This window comes from Bradyrhizobium sp. F1.4.3 (genome assembly GCF_040548375.1).
Lineage (GTDB): Bacteria > Pseudomonadota > Alphaproteobacteria > Rhizobiales > Xanthobacteraceae > Bradyrhizobium.
In genome coordinates this window covers 454,344-472,206 of sequence record NZ_JBEPRN010000004.1, presented here as the reverse complement: position 1 = coordinate 472,206, position 17,863 = coordinate 454,344, and the positions used below count along the sequence as shown (strand labels likewise).

Sequence of the window (17,863 nt, the reverse complement as noted above, 5' to 3'; positions counted from 1 at the left end):
TGCACCTGCTGCCCGGCCTCGATCGGTACCTCACGCTCGATGTGCTCGGACAGAACCTCGGGCCGCTGCTGCTCGCCATCTCGTCGATTGCCGCGATCGCTCAGCTCGCGCTCACGGACAGCGTGCCCTGGTGGACCGGTCTGACCATCGTCGCGATGACCATGGTTCGATGCAGCGTGGCGGCCCTTCGCGCCGGCGAGCTTCGATTTCTCGGATTCGCGCTGCACACCCCGATCAACATCTTCCTCCTGCTCCCAATGAAGGCCTACGCGCTCTGTACCTTGAGCAACAGCGACTGGCTCTCGCGCAAAGTAGCGAAATCAGACGTTGATGAATCGAAGGCCTCGATCGAAGACGCGACAACTGGACCAAGCCTTAACCCGGCATCGGAAACGCCTGGCTCAATTCGCAGGGCAGGCCTTTCGCGCGCTTCCTCGCAGCTGATCGCGCCGGATGGCATTGCGGCCGAGACTGACTGAGCAGTTTTGTAGGGGTATTAACTCGTGAGCGTAGACAACACATATCAGTCGTTGGAACGGGAGCTGGCTAACGATGACCCGTGGCGGCTTGACGACAATCCGTTCGAACGTGAGCGTCACACCCAACTGCTGCGGCTATCGCTGTCGAACGGCGCCGTCTCAAACGGCCTCGAGATCGGATGCGCGGCCGGTGCATTCACAGAGAAGCTTGCTCCTCACTGCAAACGGCTCACGGTCATCGATGTTATGCCGCGAGCGATCGGTCGAGCGGTCCAGCGGACCAAGAGGTGGTCGCATATCAGCTGGGCGGCGACCGATATTCTGCAGTTCTCGACCGAAGAGCTGTTCGATCTGATCGTGGTCGCCGAGGTTCTTTACTATCTCGAAGACATGACACGGATGCGTACCGCGATCGACAATATGGTGAAGATGCTTGCTCCAGGTGGGCACCTGATCTTCGGATCCGCACGTGATGCCACCTGCAGGCGATGGGGGCATGTCGCTGGCGCCGAGACAGTCATCGCGATTTTGACTGAAGCGCTCATTGAGGTCGAACGCGTGCAGTGCCAGGGGCAGTCGGCTGACGAAGACTGCTTGTTGGTCCGCTTTAGCAATCCGGAGCGATCTTCGATCGGTCCCAACGGCCGAGCTTGAAAGGAGCCACTATGCGCATCTGCGGTATCAAGTTGACGCATGACGGGGCAGTCGCTCTGATCGAGGATGGCCGGCTGGTGTTTTGTGTCGAACAGGAGAAGCTGAACAACAATCCGCGTTATCAAACCATTGACAACCTGGATGCCGTTGTCAGCGCCTTGGCGGAGCACGGGCTGGATCCGAGCGATGTTGATCAGTTCGTCATTGATGGCTGGGATGGAGAGTTCGAATCGCAGTTTGAAGTCCTTAGTGGGTCGACGACCATCAAGCTCAAGGGTGCGCCGTATGTCGAACCGCAAGGCGATAGCCCCCTGACGTCCCGCGATCGCATCGGTCTCTTGCTTGACGGGAAGCTGTATCCTTATCAAAGCTATCCCCATGTCACCGGGCACGTAGCATCCGCATACTGCGCCAGCTCGTTTGCCAAATCCGCACAATCTGCTTTCTGCTTGGTGTGGGACGGCTGCATGTTTCCACGCCTCTACTATGTCGAGCCTCACGGCATCCGTTTCATCGAATGCCTGTTTCCGATGATAGGTCACGCCTATGCGACGGCAGGACATCACTTTGGACCTTACAGGCGGGCGGACCGGACCAGCTGGGATCTCGGTATAGCCGGCAAGCTGATGGCCTATATCGCGCTGGGATTGCCCGACGGAGATATCATCGAGACGTTTCAGGAACTCTATGAGGCGCACTTTGCCACGCAAGCTGACGGCGCTTGCCGTGAGCTTGCTGAAACCAACAGCTCAAGATCGCCACTTGAAGCTCTGCACGACTTCTTCGATGCGTGCGCACTGCGATTGACGGTCAAGGAAGCCGAAGACGTCCTTGCGTCATTTCACGTCTTTCTAGAGCGTCTGCTGGTTCGCACAATTTCCGATGTTGTGCAGCGGCATTCGGATCTTGCGGGGGCGCGTAACCTCTGCATAGCCGGCGGCTGTGGCTTGAATATTAAGTGGAATAGTGCATTTCGTGGCACCGGCCTGTTCGATGTCGTGTGGGTGCCGCCCTTTCCGAACGACAGCGGCTCAGCCATCGGTGCTGCTTGCTCTGCACTGGCGGCACAGCAAGGCTTTAAAGCTCTGGAATGGTCGGTCTACAGTGGACCGGCCGTTCGTCCCAGCGAAGTCCCGCCCGAATGGGAGAGCGCGCCCTGCACAATGGGCGAACTTGCGGCAATTCTCGCGGGCGACAAGCCCGTCGTCTTCCTTACTGGGCGCGCCGAGCTCGGACCACGAGCTTTGGGCGGCAGAAGCATACTCGCAGCTGCGACCTGGGAAGGAATGAAAGATCATCTCAACGACATCAAACTTCGCGAGCATTTCAGGCCGGTAGCGCCGATATGCCTGGAGGATCGCGCGGCGGAGATTTTTAGCCCCGGAGTACCCGATCCGTACATGCTGTTCGATCACCAGACGCGACCGGAATGGCGGGACAAAATTCCGGCCGTCGTGCATCTCGATGGATCTGCCCGCCTACAGACGGTTTCCAGAACCTCTCCACATAAAGTGACCGAGCTTCTCATCGAGTACGAGAAGCTCACAGCCATTCCGCTGCTTTGCAATACCAGCGCCAATCTGCATGGACGCGGCTTCTTCCCGGATGCTGCCGCCGCGTGCGAGTGGGGACGCGTCGATCACGTATGGTGTGACGGCCTGCTTTGGACAAAAAGGCGCGCGACCCAGGAAGCGGCGCGAACAACGTCCGTCGCGATGGCGTAAGCGAATGTCAACCGCGGCAGTCGACCTTTTCGAGGTGAGCAAGTCCTACAACGACAGGGTCGTCGTGGACGCTCTTTCGTTTACGGTCTCGCCGGGAGAGTGTTTCGGTCTGCTGGGACCAAACGGCGCGGGTAAAAGCACACTTGCGCGTTTGATCCTGGGTGTTGCGTCGCCCGACGCAGGTAAGATATGCGTGCTTGGCGAGCCGGTGCCGACACATGCGCGCTTGGCGCGCCGGGGCATCGGGGTTGTCCCACAATTTGACAACCTTGATCTTCAGCTCACGGTGCGCGAGAATTTGCTCGTTTTCGGTCGCTATTTCGCGATGAGCGCGGCCGAGGTCAAAGCGGTCACGCCGTCATTGCTCGAATTCGCCCGCCTGGAGAACAAGGCGGATGCCCGGGTGGGCCAACTGTCCGGTGGCATGAAGCGGCGCCTGACGCTGGCTCGTGCCCTCATTAATGACCCGCAGCTCTTGGTGCTTGATGAACCGACGACCGGCCTTGATCCGCACGGCCGTCACCTGATCTGGGAACGCTTGCGCGCGCTATTAGCGCGCGGCAAAACGATTCTTCTCACCACCCATTTCATGGAAGAGGCGGAACGGTTGTGCGATCGCCTGTGCGTGCTTGAGCACGGCCGTAAGATCGCCGAAGGCCGGCCTCCCGCGCTGATCGAGCAGCAGATCGGCTGCCAAGTCATCGAGATTTACGGTGGTAATCCGCATGAACTGCTGCCGCTGGTCAGACCCCAAGTGCAGCGCGCTGAGGTGAGCGGGGAGACGCTGTTCTGTTATGTCACGGATCCAGAACAGGTGCGCGTCCGGCTTGCCGACCGAACGGATCTCCGCCTTCTGCAGCGTCCTCCAAATCTGGAGGATGTCTTCTTACGGCTAACCGGGCGAGAGATGAAGGACTGAACGATGTGGCAACGTTTTGCGCCGGCCCTCCCTGCCAATCCATGGAACTGGATATCGGTATGGCGCCGCAATTTTCTGGTCTGGCGGAAAGTCGCTCTGGCGTCGATTCTTGGAAATCTGGCCGAGCCGATGAGCTCTCTGTTCGGTCTCGGTTTTGGCCTTGGAATGATCATAGGTGGCGTTGAGGGGACCTCATACATCTCGTTTCTGGCGGCTGGCATGGTCGCCGCAAGCGCGATGGTCTCCGCAACCTTCGAAACGATCTACGCGGCTTACGCGCGCATGCAGACAAACTGCACGTGGGACGCAGTACTCTGTACGCCCCTTACGCTCGGCGACATTGTTCTAGGTGAAGTGGCATGGGCAGCGAGCAAGGCCTTGCTTGCCGGGACGGCGATCACGATTGTTGCCGCCGGGCTGGGTTATGCGGAGTGGTCATCCATTCCCTACGCGCTACCAGCCATCGCCCTCACTGGCGTTACGTTCGCGAGCCTCGCAATGGTCGTTTCAGCCCTTGCACCGAGCCACGACTATTTCATCTTCTACCAGTCACTCATTCTCACGCCCATGATGTATTTGAGCGGGACGATCTTCCCAATGAGCCAGTTGCCAGGTTCATTTCAACGCATAGCGGCCTTGTTGCCGCTGACTCATTCGGTCGATCTTATTCGTCCGGCAATGCTCGGTCGGCCGATCGAGAGCGTCGGCTTACATGTGGGCGCACTCTTCATCTACGCAGCGTTTCCCTTCCTCATCGCGGCCGCGCTGCTTCGGCATCGCCTGATGCGGTGAGTGGAACAAGACCTAAGGGAAGCATCGCATGCGCGAGATCAGATATCGAGCGTAACGCGATTCGCGTGCGACGCTTATGTGGGCCTCGTTACGCTAGCAATGCCGGATCTGCACGCCGCGATGCGGTCTACTCGCAAAGCAAGCGATACGATATAGGCCAACAGGCCTCTCAGGATGAACGGAGAACAAGATGCTGTGTCTAGGACTGAGTGGCGGGCTCGATAGGGTCTATGAAAATCCGCTTGAACTACCGAACACGTTTCTGCACGACGGCGCCGCAGTACTTGTCAAGGACGGGCGCGTGATCGCTGCCGTAGAAGAGGAGCGCCTCAACAGGATCAAACACTCAAACAAGCTCCCGAGCAGTGCGATTGAATACTGTCTTGCAGCCGCAGGTGTGGAGCTTCGCGACGTCGATCGTATTGCGTTCTACGCTACTGAAGCCTACTGCAATGCGATGCTCGAACGGTTGTTCATCTCACAACCTGAGATCTCAATTCCGCTAAATGCCAATTTGCTATTACGGCACCTTCTGGCGGCGGAGTTCGGCACCGAAATTGATCCTTCGCGGGTGTCATTCGTAGGCCACCATCAGGCCCATGCCGTGAGCGCTCTGGCGATGTCGGGGTTTGAAGAAAGCATGGTTCTCGCGATCGACGGTTGTGGTGACTTCCTCTCGGGTCTCTTGGCCGTCGGGTCGGGCACCGAAATGACCGAGCTTATGACGTTTCCGGAGAATAACTCTCTCGGACTGTTCTATCTGGAGACGATCCGATATCTCGGCTACGGCTTGTTCGACGAGTATAAGGTGATGGGACTGGCTCCTTACGGAGATCCCGCACGCTATCGCGAGCTCTTTGCCCAATTCTACGAGCTCTCCGCAAACGGTGGCTACCGCGTTCACCTCGACCGGATCGGCCCGGCATTGCTGCGCAATATCGAGGTCCGGCGAAAGGGAATGCCGTTCACGCAACAGCATCAAGATGTGAGCGCATCGTTGCAGGAGGCGCTGGAGCGGATCGTGTTTCACATTCTTCGGCATTACCGTGAGTCGACCGGAATGAAACGGTTGTGCCTGGCTGGCGGGGTAGCCCACAACTGCACTCTCAACGGAAAGCTCCTGTATTCAGGCCTTTTCGAAGACATCTTCGTGCAGCCGGCTGCGCATGATGCCGGATGTGCATTGGGCGCGGCACTGATGGTATCGAACGAGGCCGGGCAGCCTGCGCCCCGCGAGCGACTCCAGGCGGTTTATTGGGGGCCAGATGTCGGCAGCGACGATAGCATCGAACAGGAACTGAAGCGATGGGCCGGACACCTGGAGATGGAACGGACGGCTGACGTCGCAACTAGAGCAGCCGAGTGGATCGCTGATGGCGCCGTGATCGGGTGGGTACAGGGCCGGTCCGAGTTCGGCCCTCGTGCGCTCGGGAACCGCAGTATTCTTGCGGATCCGAGGCCCGCCGCAAACAAGGAGCGGATTAACGCGATGGTCAAGAAGCGCGAGAGTTATCGACCATTTGCGCCATCGGTTCTGGAGGAGGATGCAGGCGCGTTCTTTGAGTTGCCGGATGGTCGCGCAGAATATCCCTTCATGAATTTCGTCGTTCGCGTGCGCGAATCCAAGCGTGCTTTGCTGGGGGCGATCACGCATATCGATGGTACGGCTCGGCTGCAAACGGTTTCCCGCACGAACAATGCCGCCTATTGGGAACTCATCAATGCGTTCAAGAGCCGGACTGGCGTTCCGATTCTGCTTAACACGTCATTCAACAACAATGCCGAACCGATCGTAGAGTCCGTTGCCGATGCGATTACCGCGTTTTTGTCCACCGAGCTGGATGGTCTTGTGGTCGGGTCCTTCCTCGTCAAGAAGCGGGCAACAACGCTCGAAAGCTGGACTGCACTCGCTGTTTCACTGCCGCCCCATGTATCTCTTTACCGGGTTCGCGCTCATGCGGGCCGAGAACGTCAGGAGACGGTCTGCGAGATCCGCATGGGTCACTCCAGCCATGACAGCGTGCGCGTCTCGCATGACCTGTTCGACATGCTGATGCAAATTGAGAAGGAAGCTGTTCTTGCCGATCTTCTCGCAAGGGTCACCTCTGACAGGACTAGGCGCGAAGCTCTCGTGCACGAACTGCGCGGGCTCTGGGATCAGCGCCGTATTCGGCTGCATCCTGCGCGGTCGTAAAAGGTGAGCAATGCGGAAGAGGGCTCCGTGGAAGCCTCTTGCATGACCTGCCAATCGCGGTGCCGTGGAGGATAGGCTTGCGGGTTGATCGCCTTGCGTCCAGGTGACCAGCGGTCCATTAGCGGGGACCGGAATCGCAGAAGAGTAGGTACGCCACGCAAAACATATCATGCGCAACGAGAAGGGTTTGATAATTTGACAGAGCGCTTTGTTATTTCTCGGAGGCGTACCGGCTTTGGTGATTGCCTCTGGTCGCTGGCGTCAGCATGGTCATACGCGCAGCGGACCGGGCGGACGCTCGTCATTGACTGGCGCGGTTCCTGTTACGTCGAGCAACCGTTCAGCAACGCCTTTCCAGTGTTCTTCGAGCCGGTTGAGGACATCGCTGGAGTGCCGGTGATTTGCGATGACCGGGTCAACCAGCTCTCGTTTCCCGGACCGTTCTTCCCGCGGTGGTGGAATAGACCATCGATCGACTGCATCAATCGCCCGGATGAGCAGATCTTCCGAGAACGGGACGAACTGACCGAGCTGTTCCAGTCAAGAGAAGATAACGAAGCCAACACCATTGTCTGTGACGCTTGCCTGATGTGGCGTTGCAGCGAGGAAGCCGAACGACTGATCTTTCGGAACATCAAACTCAGGCCTGAGATTCGAGCACGGATCGACGCGCTCTATGAGGAACACTTTAGCGGCCATAGCATCATCGGCGTTCATGTTCGGCACGGCAATGGCGAAGATATCATGGAGCATGCGCCGTACTGGGCCGATTCGGAGCTCGCCCTTCGTCAGGTCTGCACGGCAATCCGCAAAGCCAAGGCTTTGCCATATCCAAAGCCTGTAAAGGTCTTCCTGTGCACGGACAGTGCACAGGTGCTCGAACACGTATCGGTTATGTTTCCCGATGTCTTCGCCATACCAAAACGTTTCCAGGCCGATCGGGCAGGGCCGTTGCATAGTGCGGAAATGGGAATTGAAGGTGGAGCTTCCGCGCTCGTCGACATGTATCTTCTTGCCCGATGCGCTACCGTGATCCGCTTTCCCCCAACCAGCGCCTTCACGCGCTACGCCCGACTGCTCGTGCCACGCATTATTGAATTCGATCTGAGCAATCCGGAGCATCTGACCATGATCAATAACCCATACGAGCATTTCGCGGCTTCATGAAGTGCCGCGAGTCTGCTCGAGCCCGGGCAATGGTTGGCTAGATCATCTGCCTGATACTGCTGGCGTCGACACCATCGAGTTTCGCAACCTGTCGCAGAAACGGTGTATGGCGGCTTCCGTCCGCAAGCGATTGCTGACCGGCGCACTATTACGGATGCGGTGCGGCTGGTAAGGCGAATGCCGGCGCAGCGTAGGCCCATGCCGGCAAGCGCCGGCGGCCTTGCCCCGCAATGCTTCGGGCCGTCAGGTGTCGCGCGGAAGGTTATGGCTCGTCATCATCGGGCCCAAACCGGCATCGCTGCCAGACCTTGGTAAGCACGGCAACGCCGGTCTGGGCCGCCTCGGGGAAATCTAAGGTAGCAGACAGTCACGTCAGAATGTCCCAGCACCAAGGAGGTACGTCCGCTAGATGGATCGCCCCCGTGGACTATCCTTTTGCGGTCAGTGCGTTTTCTTGACGACGGCCGTGTTCAACCTGCGGTCTTAGAGTCCTTTCGGCTGTAGCTGATGAACAGCACGATCGCAGGCCCATCGACAGCGGAACTGATTCGGATCTGCGCTCGCGATACAAGGTTGAAAAATCTCGGACGAACTGGCCATCGGTCCTGATCTACGCCAAGGACAGTTGATCTATCTCCGCCAACCCCAACTGAGCCACAGACCACCCGTGGAGTGCGACGCAGTCAGCTCGCCCTGGAATCACCAGGCTCTCGGCTCGAAGACGTAGCGCGCGCATTGGGCGGCTCGCCCGGGGAGCTCGACGACAAGCATTGCTGCGGCGTTGCTGCTGTCGAAAAGCAAACAGGCCAGATGTTCGGAACCTGCCATTTGGGTCGCAATGGTTCGCCGCTTGTGCCCTGCATCGCTTTGGCCCGGATCCTGCAGCAGGTGCACAGCCGAGGGGAGCGGACGAGAGCGGCGTGTGAATCTAGGTCTACCAGATGACAAAGCGGTCGCAGCTCAATCGCCGGAAACGGACCCTGGCAGTCCAGTTCACGCTCGCGCCGGTCGAGCGGGCCGCCCGCTGCGTGACCCGAAGACGCTGGTATTGACGGGGGCATCGCGCGGTATCGGTCGCGCCGCCGGAAAATTGTTCTCGGAAGCGGGTTTGCGCGTCATTTCTTGCGCGCGCGAACCATTCGACGCGGCACGCTGCCCATGGGACTCAGAGGGCGACAGCTATATCAAAGTCGAACTGAGCGACCATCGGACGCTGCCGCGCGTGATTGCCGAGATCAAGGAGTGCCTTGCCGGCGCACCGTTGCATGGACTGGTAAACAATGCCGGAAACTCACCAAAAACGCCGAACGGTGCCCGGCTGACGTCGCTGGCGACCTCAGTCGATACTTGGATGACCGTGTTCCACCTCAATCTAGTGGCGCCGATCCTGCTCGCCCAAGGTCTGTTCGATGAGCTAAAGCGGCTTCAGGCGCGATCGTCAATGTGACTTCGATCGCCGGCTCGCGGGTGCATCCATTTGCAGGCACGGCATATGCGACTTCGAAAGCTGCGCTCGCTTGTCTCACGCGCGAAATGGCGCACGATTACGCCTCACATGGCATTCGCATCAATGCGGTCGCGCCCGGAGAAATCAAGACGGACATTTTGTCGCCTGCCACGGAGGCACATCTTGTGCCAAAGATCCCACTTCGCCGAGTGGGTACACCCGAAGAGGTCGCCAAGGTCATTTTCTTCCTATGTTCAGATGCGGCAAGTTATGTCACTGGCGCCGAAGTCCCGATCAATGGCGGACAACACTTGTGATGAATTCGCCCCTGGCGAAGCCCGGTCAATCTGAGCCTCATGGAGGGAACTCATTTTGGCCAGAGCGAATCCGCGCAGGGAGTTGGAAGAATAACGCAGCAAATCTAGTCACTGTAGGTGCCGCCGACGTGCCATGAAGAGGCGTCATCTCTCGCCCCGCCCTGAGAACGGGATGTCAGATCGAGGGGGCATGCAACACGGGTCCAACAAGTCCGATCAAGGTCATGGGAGGATCAAGAAAGGAACGGAGAAGTCGTTATGCTGGACAGCGTTTCCCTGCGCGAAAAACTAAACTTAACCTCCGACGCGGACCCTTCCGGTTTTATTGTGCCGTCGCAAGAGAAATCGCTAAGCACGATCTTTGAAATAGCGCACACGCTGAGCGGCCTATCCCGGCTCGAAGCCAAGCTGGAGAGCGTCATCGAACGTCTGCAATCGCTCGTGCAGATGCGCCGCGGCATCGTGTGTCTCTTCGGTCATGACGGCGTGCCCCAGATCATCGTAGGCGACGGTCGGAACGAAGGTCGCGATTCCCGCTGCGGGGTGCGCTTGCCGCAAGGAGCAATTGATCAAATCGTGGCGTCGGGGCAGCCGCTCATCGTCGAGAACGTAGCGCTGCATTCGGCCTTCAGTTCTTCGGACGTCGAGATGCTAGATGCCGCCGGTAATACGCGTGTTGCGTTCATCGGCGTTCCCATAGACATTGACGAGAAAGTTGCGGGTACGCTGAGCATTGACCGCATCGCGGACAACGGGATGCGTGCGCAGCTCGACGACGACCTCCACCTGCTGACCATGGTCGCTAGCCTTCTGGGCCGGACGGCGAAGCTGCATTACATTTTTGAGCGCGATCGCGGGCGCCTTATGGACGAGGAGTTCCAGCTGCAGAAGCAGCTGTCCGAACCCAAGCCTCATGGGCGGGAGCGTAAGAAGGTTCAAGTCGACGGAATTATTGGCGACAGCCCGGCGCTCCGCGGGTTACTTGATAAGATCGAGGTGATCGCAAAATCCAACAGCACGGTTCTGCTGCGTGGCGAATCGGGTACCGGAAAAGAGCTGGTCGCGAAGGCTATTCACGAGCATTCAGCGCGCGGCAAACGTTCCTTTATCAAGCTGAATTGCGCAGCCCTGACTGAGACAGTGCTAGAATCCGAATTGTTCGGTCACGAGAAGGGAGCGTTTACGGGCGCCTTCAATATGCGCAAGGGTCGCTTCGAGCTCGCCGACAAGGGAACGTTGTTTTTGGATGAGATCGGTGAGATCTCGGCGTCGTTCCAGGCGAAGCTCCTGCGCGTGCTTCAGGAGCAGGAATTCGAGCGAGTGGGCGGCAATCAGACGGTCAAAGTCGACGTCCGCGTGATTGCAGCCACGAACAGGAATCTTGAAGAGGCGGTGGCAAGGAAGGAGTTTCGTGCGGATCTCTATTACCGCATCAGCGTGGTTCCTCTGCTACTGCCCCCGCTGCGCGAAAGACGCAGTGATATTCCGCTTCTCGCCGCTCGCTTCTTGAAGAACTTCAACAATGAAAACGGCCGTGCTCTGGTGTTCGATTCAAGTGCGATTGAGGTCCTCATGAGCTGCGAATTTCCCGGTAATGTCCGCGAGCTCGAGAACTGCGTGCAGCGGACCGCGACCCTCGCGCAAGGATCGTCGATCGTAAGACATGATTTTGCATGCTGCCACGGGCAATGCCTGTCGGCCAAGCTATGGAGGTGTGGATCGGAGGAAATGGCGCGACAGCCGAGCCCGAATTTCTCATTGCCCGCGAGGCTGAGCATGCCGCCGCCAGAAGCTATAACAGCCGTTCCGCCGGTCAGTAGCGAGCTGACACCGCTAGGGCCCCCCGGGCGACCCGCAGTGGGTGCTGGGAAACTCGCCGATCGCGAGCGCGTCATCGCAGCCATGGAAAGATCCGGTTGGGTACAGGCGAAGGCGGCGCGCCTGCTTGGACTAACCCCGCGCCAGATTGGCTATGCCTTGCGAAGACACGGTATCGAGATCAAGCGCTTCTGAGCAAAGCGTCGGGCTCGCTCCTCTCTCGCGCTCGGCCGACTGGGATAGGAGAGCGTGGCAAGAGGCGATTGCCAGCTCTGATGCATACTGCGGATGCTAGCGTTATGCCTTGCTTGGGATGCGCTCGCCGGTGAAGTATAGGGCGTCTTCGCGCCGGCTGGTCTTGTCATCGTCTGTTTGCACGTATTCGCGCTGAAAACTGGCTTGGCGTGGAACCGGCGCGTGATTGCCGCGGCTCCGTCGCTCCCGTAACTCGGATCAGCTTAAGATCCCGCCCATGCTCAAGCCGTCGCAATTGCGCCAACGGACTCGCCGTCAGTCTTTGCATGCCTTCCTCATCGGCGAAATGCCTGGGGTGGTATGACATTTGCTGCTCGTCGGGAGCCGGCTCAGCATCTTAGGAGAAGTACATGCACAGCATCGTCTGCATCAAACAGGTCCCCGACTCCGCTCAAATCCGCGTGCACCCAGTTACGAATACGATCATGCGCCAGGGCGTGCCGACAATCATCAACCCATATGATCTCTTCGCGCTGGAAGCTGCGCTCGAGCTACGAGATAGGTTCGGCGGCGAAATTACCGTCCTCACAATGGGGCCGCTGTCGGCCGAAGACTCTCTCCGAAAGGCACTGACATTTGGTGCCGATCGCGCTGTCCTGCTCACCGATCGTAGCTTCGCGGGCTCCGATACGCTGGCGACGAGTTACGCGCTGGCGTGCGCGATTCGCAGTATCGGGAGGGAATATGGCCCACCGGACGTCATATTCACTGGCAAGCAGACGATCGACGGCGATACGGCGCAGGTCGGGCCTGGCATTGCAAAGAGGCTCGGGGTCCAGCAGCTTACTTATGTTTCCACAATCAAAGCGTTGGACTTCAAAGTACGCACGATCGAGGCGGAACGGCGCTGCGAAGGCGGCGTCCAAGTGCTGCGTTCCAAGCTGCCGTGTCTCGTCAGCATGTTAGAGGCGACCAATCAAATTCGCCGCGGTGCAATGATAGATGCGTTGCGTGCCGCCCGTGCCACAATCGTAAAATGGAGCGCCCAAAATGCCGGCGTGGATGACACGGCCAAATGCGGTCTGAGGGGGTCGCCGACCGTCGTCAAACGTGTTTTCGCGCCCTCCGCGCGAGCGGAGAAGGCGACGTGGGTGGAGGCGGCCGAGCAGCCGGCGCAAGCATTGATCGACGCCATGTTCAATCGCAACCCTATGCTCGAAACGGAGCTCGCACAGCTCGCGCGCGGTACCTCATCTGCGCAAGCTAGCGGTGCGTGAAGTCGCGGCTGATCGAGGGGAGCCGGCGATGGCCGGATCGTGGTCATGCATGGGCCCGTCGCTCGGTTGCACGAGGCTGCATCGATCTTGTCGGCCGTTCCTCGCCAAATACGATAAGAAGGGTGAGCATTCAACTTGCGTATCTGAGCGCCGAGAGGCAGGTATCGGATCAATCTACCAGACGTCTCGTTACGCTAACGTTTGGCGACCTGCGACACACCAATTCACTGGAGAATTCATGGAACCTGAAGACGCGCCCGTTCAGTTTGTGTGGAGCGGCAGAGAGCGCCCGCTGAATTCACCGCGTGGAGCTCGCGCGGGGGATCTATCCCTCGCGCGCAATCCGCCGCATTTCACGTGACTGCAAAGTGCGAGCATTATCATCGCGCCGTTCGACCACAGAACGAAATCAAGGGTGGCGATAATGTTCAGCCATTCCTGGTCAACGCCAGCTTGTCCCGATACTGCCCGAGATCGCGTAGGAAGAACCGTGACCGGCAGAGTGGCCCGCCCACCACCGTGAGATCACCGCAAGAACAGTGACGCACCAAGTTCAGTTCAGTCTTCGGCCATCAACGTCCCCGTGGGCGCGTGCTAATGCGCGGTAAATTGCGCGGCTTCAGTCTTGTTAGACCGCTCGGGACGCGACGGCTTCGCAACTCTCTTGGTGCTTCCTGGATAAATCGTGAGTGCGGCGATGATGCCGAGCAAAGCTGCAAACATCAACCAGAAACCGGGCGAAGCCTTGTCGTCGGTCCTATCGATCAACCAGGTCGATGCGAGCGGGGTAAACGTGCCAAAGAGAGCTGCGGCGAGTGCGAAGGCCAAAGAAAAGCAGGTTGTGCGCACGTGCTTCGGCACGATTTCGACCAAAGCGCCCAACATGGCGCCGCTATAGGTGCCAAAGTAGAACGAGAACATCATCTCCACTACCAGCATCTTGCCAAAGCTTGGGTCTGTCACAAGCCAATACAACGCCGGATATACAGTCGCCAAGGCGAGGCCGGCAATGGTCAGTAAGACCGGCTTCCGGCCGATTTTGTCTGAAATCGCGCCGCCGATTGGGTTCCAGATGAAGTTGGTCACTGCGACCAAAAGCGTTACCAAGAGCGTGTTCTGCGACGACAGATGCAATACGTGCTTGCCGAACGTAGGCGTGTACACGGTGACGAAATAGAAGGTCGTGGTCGTCAGCATCGCGATCATCATGCCGAGAATGACAACGCGCCAGTTCGCAACCGTGGAGGCAAAGACCTCGCGGGCCGTTGGGTGGGTCTTCATGACCAGGAACTCCGGAGTTTCCTCCAGCGTCCGGCGCAGGAAGAAGATAAGCGGAACGATCAAGCAGCCAAGGAAGAACGGGATCCGCCAGCCCCAGGCGGCAACCATTTCGGCCGGAAGTGCTTCGCTCAAAAAATATCCGATAAGAGCCGCGACAAAGATCGCAACCTGCTGGCTCGAGGACTGAAACGATGTGTAGAAACCGCGATTGCCCGGAGTGGCAATCTCGGAAAGGTAGACGGAAACGCCTCCAACTTCAACGCCGGCAGAAAAGCCCTGCAACAGCCGTCCGAACAGCACGATCACGGGTGCGGCAATGCCGATGGTCACATAGCCGGGACAAAAGGCGATGATGATGGTGCCAATCGCCATTATCGAAAGCGTAATGATCAGGCCTTGCCGACGGCCAATCTGGTCGATATAGGCTCCAAGCACGATCGCGCCAACAGGTCGCATCAAAGCACCCAGCCAGAACACACCGAAGGTGTTAAGCAGCGAAGCGGTTTCGCTTGCTGATGGAAAGAACGCGTTTCCGATGGCACTGGCGTAGAACCCGAACAAGAAGAAATCGAACTGCTCGAGGAAGTTGCCGCTCGTCGCACGTAAGATGTCGCCAATGCGCAATTTGGCATTTGACGCGTGCTCATTCGACGCAGGTGACATGGCGAGGTTCCTCTCGGTTTGAAATGGCCGGTTCCGAGAAAATCTCACGCCAGCCGAGTGCGGTGTCACGGCCGCGAATCTGCCCATCAGGGCACTGTCGACCAACCCGTAAGCGCCTGACGTTTCCGGCATATTTTCGGCAATTGCCGCAATGTCGCATGGATTTTCCGGCCTTATTCCGCTCGCGCAGCAGAGTGACTCTCAAGCTACTGAAACCTCGGGCGATTCTCGGTGACAAGGTTGTTGTTTGCGGCGTGGCGGAATTTCTCATCGAGCGCACCGACCTGGAATGAAAGGGAAGCACGCAATGCGTGGCATACGCCGCGCGGCAGGGAGGAGATTCGTGAGATAGGTCGCGCTAGAACAGCTCGCCAGGATGCGATTGGGACCGAGCCGAGCTAAACATGTCACCCGATGTCCAGCGATTCGGGTTTGACGGAAAAGGTTTGGTGAGCGTGCTGGCGATCAAGCCCGTCCGCTAGCGCCGATCGCTATGCTCGGCAAGTGCCACGCTGTCCTTCGAAGCGAGGCGCGCCTTGTACTTTGAGGGGCGCGGCGGTCCGAATGCGGTCCAAAACCCGCACTGAGCGGGGAGGAACGTAGTGGCCTCCGCAGCGATAACGGGCATCGTTTGGATCAATCGACAGGTACATCTGGCTTCCACGCCGCATGAAAACTTGGATGTTCGTCACCAATTATGACCCGGTCCAAGCAATCGGAATGCCGCGATCGGTCATATGCGACTCCTGGTTTGCCGGAAGACGCGCCAGCCTCTTAACCCGATTGGCCGTAGATTTTGCGCATGAGTCCCAGCTTCCCGACCATGAACCGGCACAACCAAATACGCAATGCGATGGCGTCGGGCCTGGAGCTGGGCGGCACATCATGATGAGATATGCCGGGGCTTTGCGCGCCCTCGGTAATGACCCACGCCGATTCCAGGTGGCGTTGCCTTGGCTCATTCGACGGTGACCGATTTCGCAAGATTTCGCGGTTGGTCGACGTCCGTGCCCATCAAGTTGGCCGTGTGATAGGCCAAGAGCTGCACCGGAATCGCATAGACAATGGGCGTAAATGTCGTCCCCATCTCCGGCAGCACGATCGTCGCGAGTGTATCCATGGACACCTTCGCGGCTCCGCTAGCGTCCGTTATCACGATAATCTTGCCGCCGCGTGCGGCGACCTCCTGCATGTTCGAGATGGTCTTTTCGAAGAGCCGGTCGCAAGGAGCGATGACAATTACGGGAACGCTCTCGTCGACCAAGGCGATGGGGCCGTGCTTGAGCTCTCCGGCCGCATAGCCCGCGGCGTGAATATAGGAGATTTCCTTCAGCTTCAGTGCCCCTTCCAGCGCCAGTGGAAACGACGTACCGCGACCAAGATATAGCACGTCACGCGATTTGGCGACGTCGCGTGCGAGCTTCTCGATCTGCGGCTCGCTGGCAAGCGCCCGTGTAACTAGCCGGGGAATTTCGATCAGCGCTCGCACGAGATCGACCTCGTCGCTCTCCGACAATTCACCCCGCGCCTTGCCCGCCGCGACCGCAAGCGCCGCTAGGACGACAAGCTGGCATGTGAACGCCTTGGTCGAGGCAACGCCGATTTCAGGTCCGGCGAGTGTCTTCAACACTATCCCGCTTTCGCGCGCAATGGTCGAGCCTAGAACGTTCACGATCGAGAGCGTATGCAGGCCTTGAGACTTGGCGTAGCGGAGCGCGGCCAGCGTATCGGCCGTCTCGCCGGACTGCGAGATGAAGATAGCAAGATCTCCCCTGCGCATCGGTGCCTCACGATAGCGAAACTCGGAGGCGACATCGAGCTCGACCGGAATACGAGCCAGCCGCTCGAACCAGTATTTGGCGATATGGCCGGCATATCCTGCCGTACCGCAAGCCGTGATCGAGATATGTCCGATCGCATTGAAATCGAACGGAAGCTCCTGCGGCAGTGCGACGTTCTCGTTGGCGATATCGACGTAGTGCGCCAGCGTCTGCCCGATCACTTCTGGCTGTTCGTGGATTTCCTTCGCCATGAAGTGGCGGTAGTTCGCTTTGCCGACGAGAACCGACGATGTGGCAGATTTCACCACCTTCCGGCGGGCGACAGTGCCTTGTGCGTCGTAAATCACGGCGAAGTTGCGGTTGAGGACAGCCCAATCGCCGTCCTCAAGGTAGGTGATCAAGTCGGTAAGGTGCGCGAGCGCGATAGCATCCGATCCGAGATACATTTCGCCTTCGCCATGGCCGATCGCAAGCGGTGAGCCCTTCCGCGCGCCGATCATGAGGTCGTGTTGCCCCTTGAACAGGATTGCAAGCGCAAACGCGCCCACTAGCCGCGGCAGCGACTCTTTTACTGCGTCCTGCGGCGAGCAGCCATTTTTCAGATATGAGTCGATAAGATGCGCCACCACCTCGGTGTCTGTTTCAGAGGCGAAATAGGCGCCATGCTGTTTCAGCTCCGCGCGCAGCTCGCGGAAATTCTCGATAATGCCGTTATGGACGACTGCAACATTGTCCGTTGCGTGGGGATGAGCATTATGCTCGGTCGGCTTGCCATGGGTCGCCCAGCGCGTGTGCCCAATCCCGGCATGGCCTGAGAGCGGATCGAGGCGAACGCGTGTCTCAAGGTTCCTCAGCTTGCCCTCGGCGCGCCGAAGCTCGATATAATTTCCTTTGAGCGTTCCGATGCCTGCTGAGTCGTAGCCGCGATATTCCAGTCGCTTAAGTGAATCGATGAGTCGATCCGCGACCGGACCGCGCCCCAGGATGCCGACAATCCCGCACATGCTGATCAGTTTACCTCAAGTTCATGACAGAGCGTGCCGCAAGGCGCGCCTGCCCAATCCGCTCGCTCTGGCTATGGGCCAGTCTAGCCCGCCTGCCCTCCATCGGGGCACGCGTCACCCGGCGGTGCGCGAGCTCCAAGCAACACGTGGG

General features: G+C 58.7%; 11 protein-coding genes and 2 pseudogenes. 11 read left to right on the top strand and 2 right to left on the bottom strand.

Annotated features, from left to right (window positions below):
- From ABIB73_RS16395 to ABIB73_RS16350, 10 genes and pseudogenes are all read left to right on the top strand, one after another.
- Nucleotides 1-479 (top strand): annotated as a pseudogene (locus ABIB73_RS16395) (chitooligosaccharide synthase NodC); the annotation flags it as partial.
- A gap of 24 nt (nt 480-503) precedes the next feature.
- Nucleotides 504-1,133 (top strand): nodulation methyltransferase NodS, encoded by a 630-nt coding sequence (gene nodS, locus ABIB73_RS16390; protein WP_354225359.1) that lies wholly within the window; start codon nt 504-506, stop codon nt 1,131-1,133.
- An 11-nt stretch (nt 1,134-1,144) separates the two neighbouring features.
- Complete coding sequence (nodU, locus tag ABIB73_RS16385) at nt 1,145-2,857, top strand: nodulation protein NodU (RefSeq protein WP_354225358.1); 1,713 nt, start codon at nt 1,145-1,147, stop codon at nt 2,855-2,857.
- Between the two features lie 4 nt (nt 2,858-2,861).
- A complete protein-coding gene (nodI, locus tag ABIB73_RS16380) occupies nt 2,862-3,776 on the top strand; it encodes a nodulation factor ABC transporter ATP-binding protein NodI (RefSeq protein ID WP_354225357.1) in 915 nt (304 codons plus the stop codon).
- A gap of 3 nt (nt 3,777-3,779) precedes the next feature.
- Nucleotides 3,780-4,568, top strand: coding sequence for an ABC transporter permease (locus ABIB73_RS16375; protein ID WP_354225356.1), 789 nt, complete (start codon nt 3,780-3,782; stop codon nt 4,566-4,568).
- 190 nt (nt 4,569-4,758) lie between these two features.
- A complete protein-coding gene (locus ABIB73_RS16370) occupies nt 4,759-6,762 on the top strand; it encodes a carbamoyltransferase family protein (RefSeq protein ID WP_354225355.1) in 2,004 nt (667 codons plus the stop codon).
- Between the two features lie 195 nt (nt 6,763-6,957).
- On the top strand, nt 6,958-7,929 hold the full coding sequence (locus ABIB73_RS16365) for a nodulation protein NodZ (protein WP_354225354.1): 972 nt from the start codon (nt 6,958-6,960) through the stop codon (nt 7,927-7,929).
- A gap of 922 nt (nt 7,930-8,851) precedes the next feature.
- Nucleotides 8,852-9,693 (top strand): annotated as a pseudogene (locus ABIB73_RS16360) (SDR family NAD(P)-dependent oxidoreductase).
- Nucleotides 9,694-9,951: 258 nt separating this feature from the next.
- Nucleotides 9,952-11,706: a nif-specific transcriptional activator NifA gene (nifA, locus tag ABIB73_RS16355; protein WP_354225353.1), complete on the top strand. Its 1,755-nt coding sequence runs from the start codon at nt 9,952-9,954 to the stop codon at nt 11,704-11,706.
- Between the two features lie 410 nt (nt 11,707-12,116).
- Nucleotides 12,117-12,983: an electron transfer flavoprotein subunit beta/FixA family protein gene (locus tag ABIB73_RS16350; RefSeq protein WP_354225352.1), complete on the top strand. Its 867-nt coding sequence runs from the start codon at nt 12,117-12,119 to the stop codon at nt 12,981-12,983.
- Between the two features lie 594 nt (nt 12,984-13,577).
- Here ABIB73_RS16350 and ABIB73_RS16345 read toward each other — a convergent pair.
- Entirely contained in the window at nt 13,578-14,927 is a 1,350-nt protein-coding gene (locus ABIB73_RS16345; protein WP_354225351.1) for an MFS transporter, read from the bottom strand.
- Nucleotides 14,928-15,085: 158 nt separating this feature from the next.
- Here ABIB73_RS16345 and ABIB73_RS16340 point away from each other — a divergent pair, with 158 nt between their 5' ends.
- On the top strand, nt 15,086-15,220 hold the full coding sequence (locus ABIB73_RS16340) for a hypothetical protein (protein WP_354225350.1): 135 nt from the start codon (nt 15,086-15,088) through the stop codon (nt 15,218-15,220).
- Nucleotides 15,221-15,885: 665 nt separating this feature from the next.
- Here ABIB73_RS16340 and glmS read toward each other — a convergent pair.
- A complete protein-coding gene (gene glmS, locus ABIB73_RS16335) occupies nt 15,886-17,712 on the bottom strand; it encodes a glutamine--fructose-6-phosphate transaminase (isomerizing) (RefSeq protein ID WP_354225349.1) in 1,827 nt (608 codons plus the stop codon).
- Between the last annotated feature and the right edge of the window lie 151 nt (nt 17,713-17,863).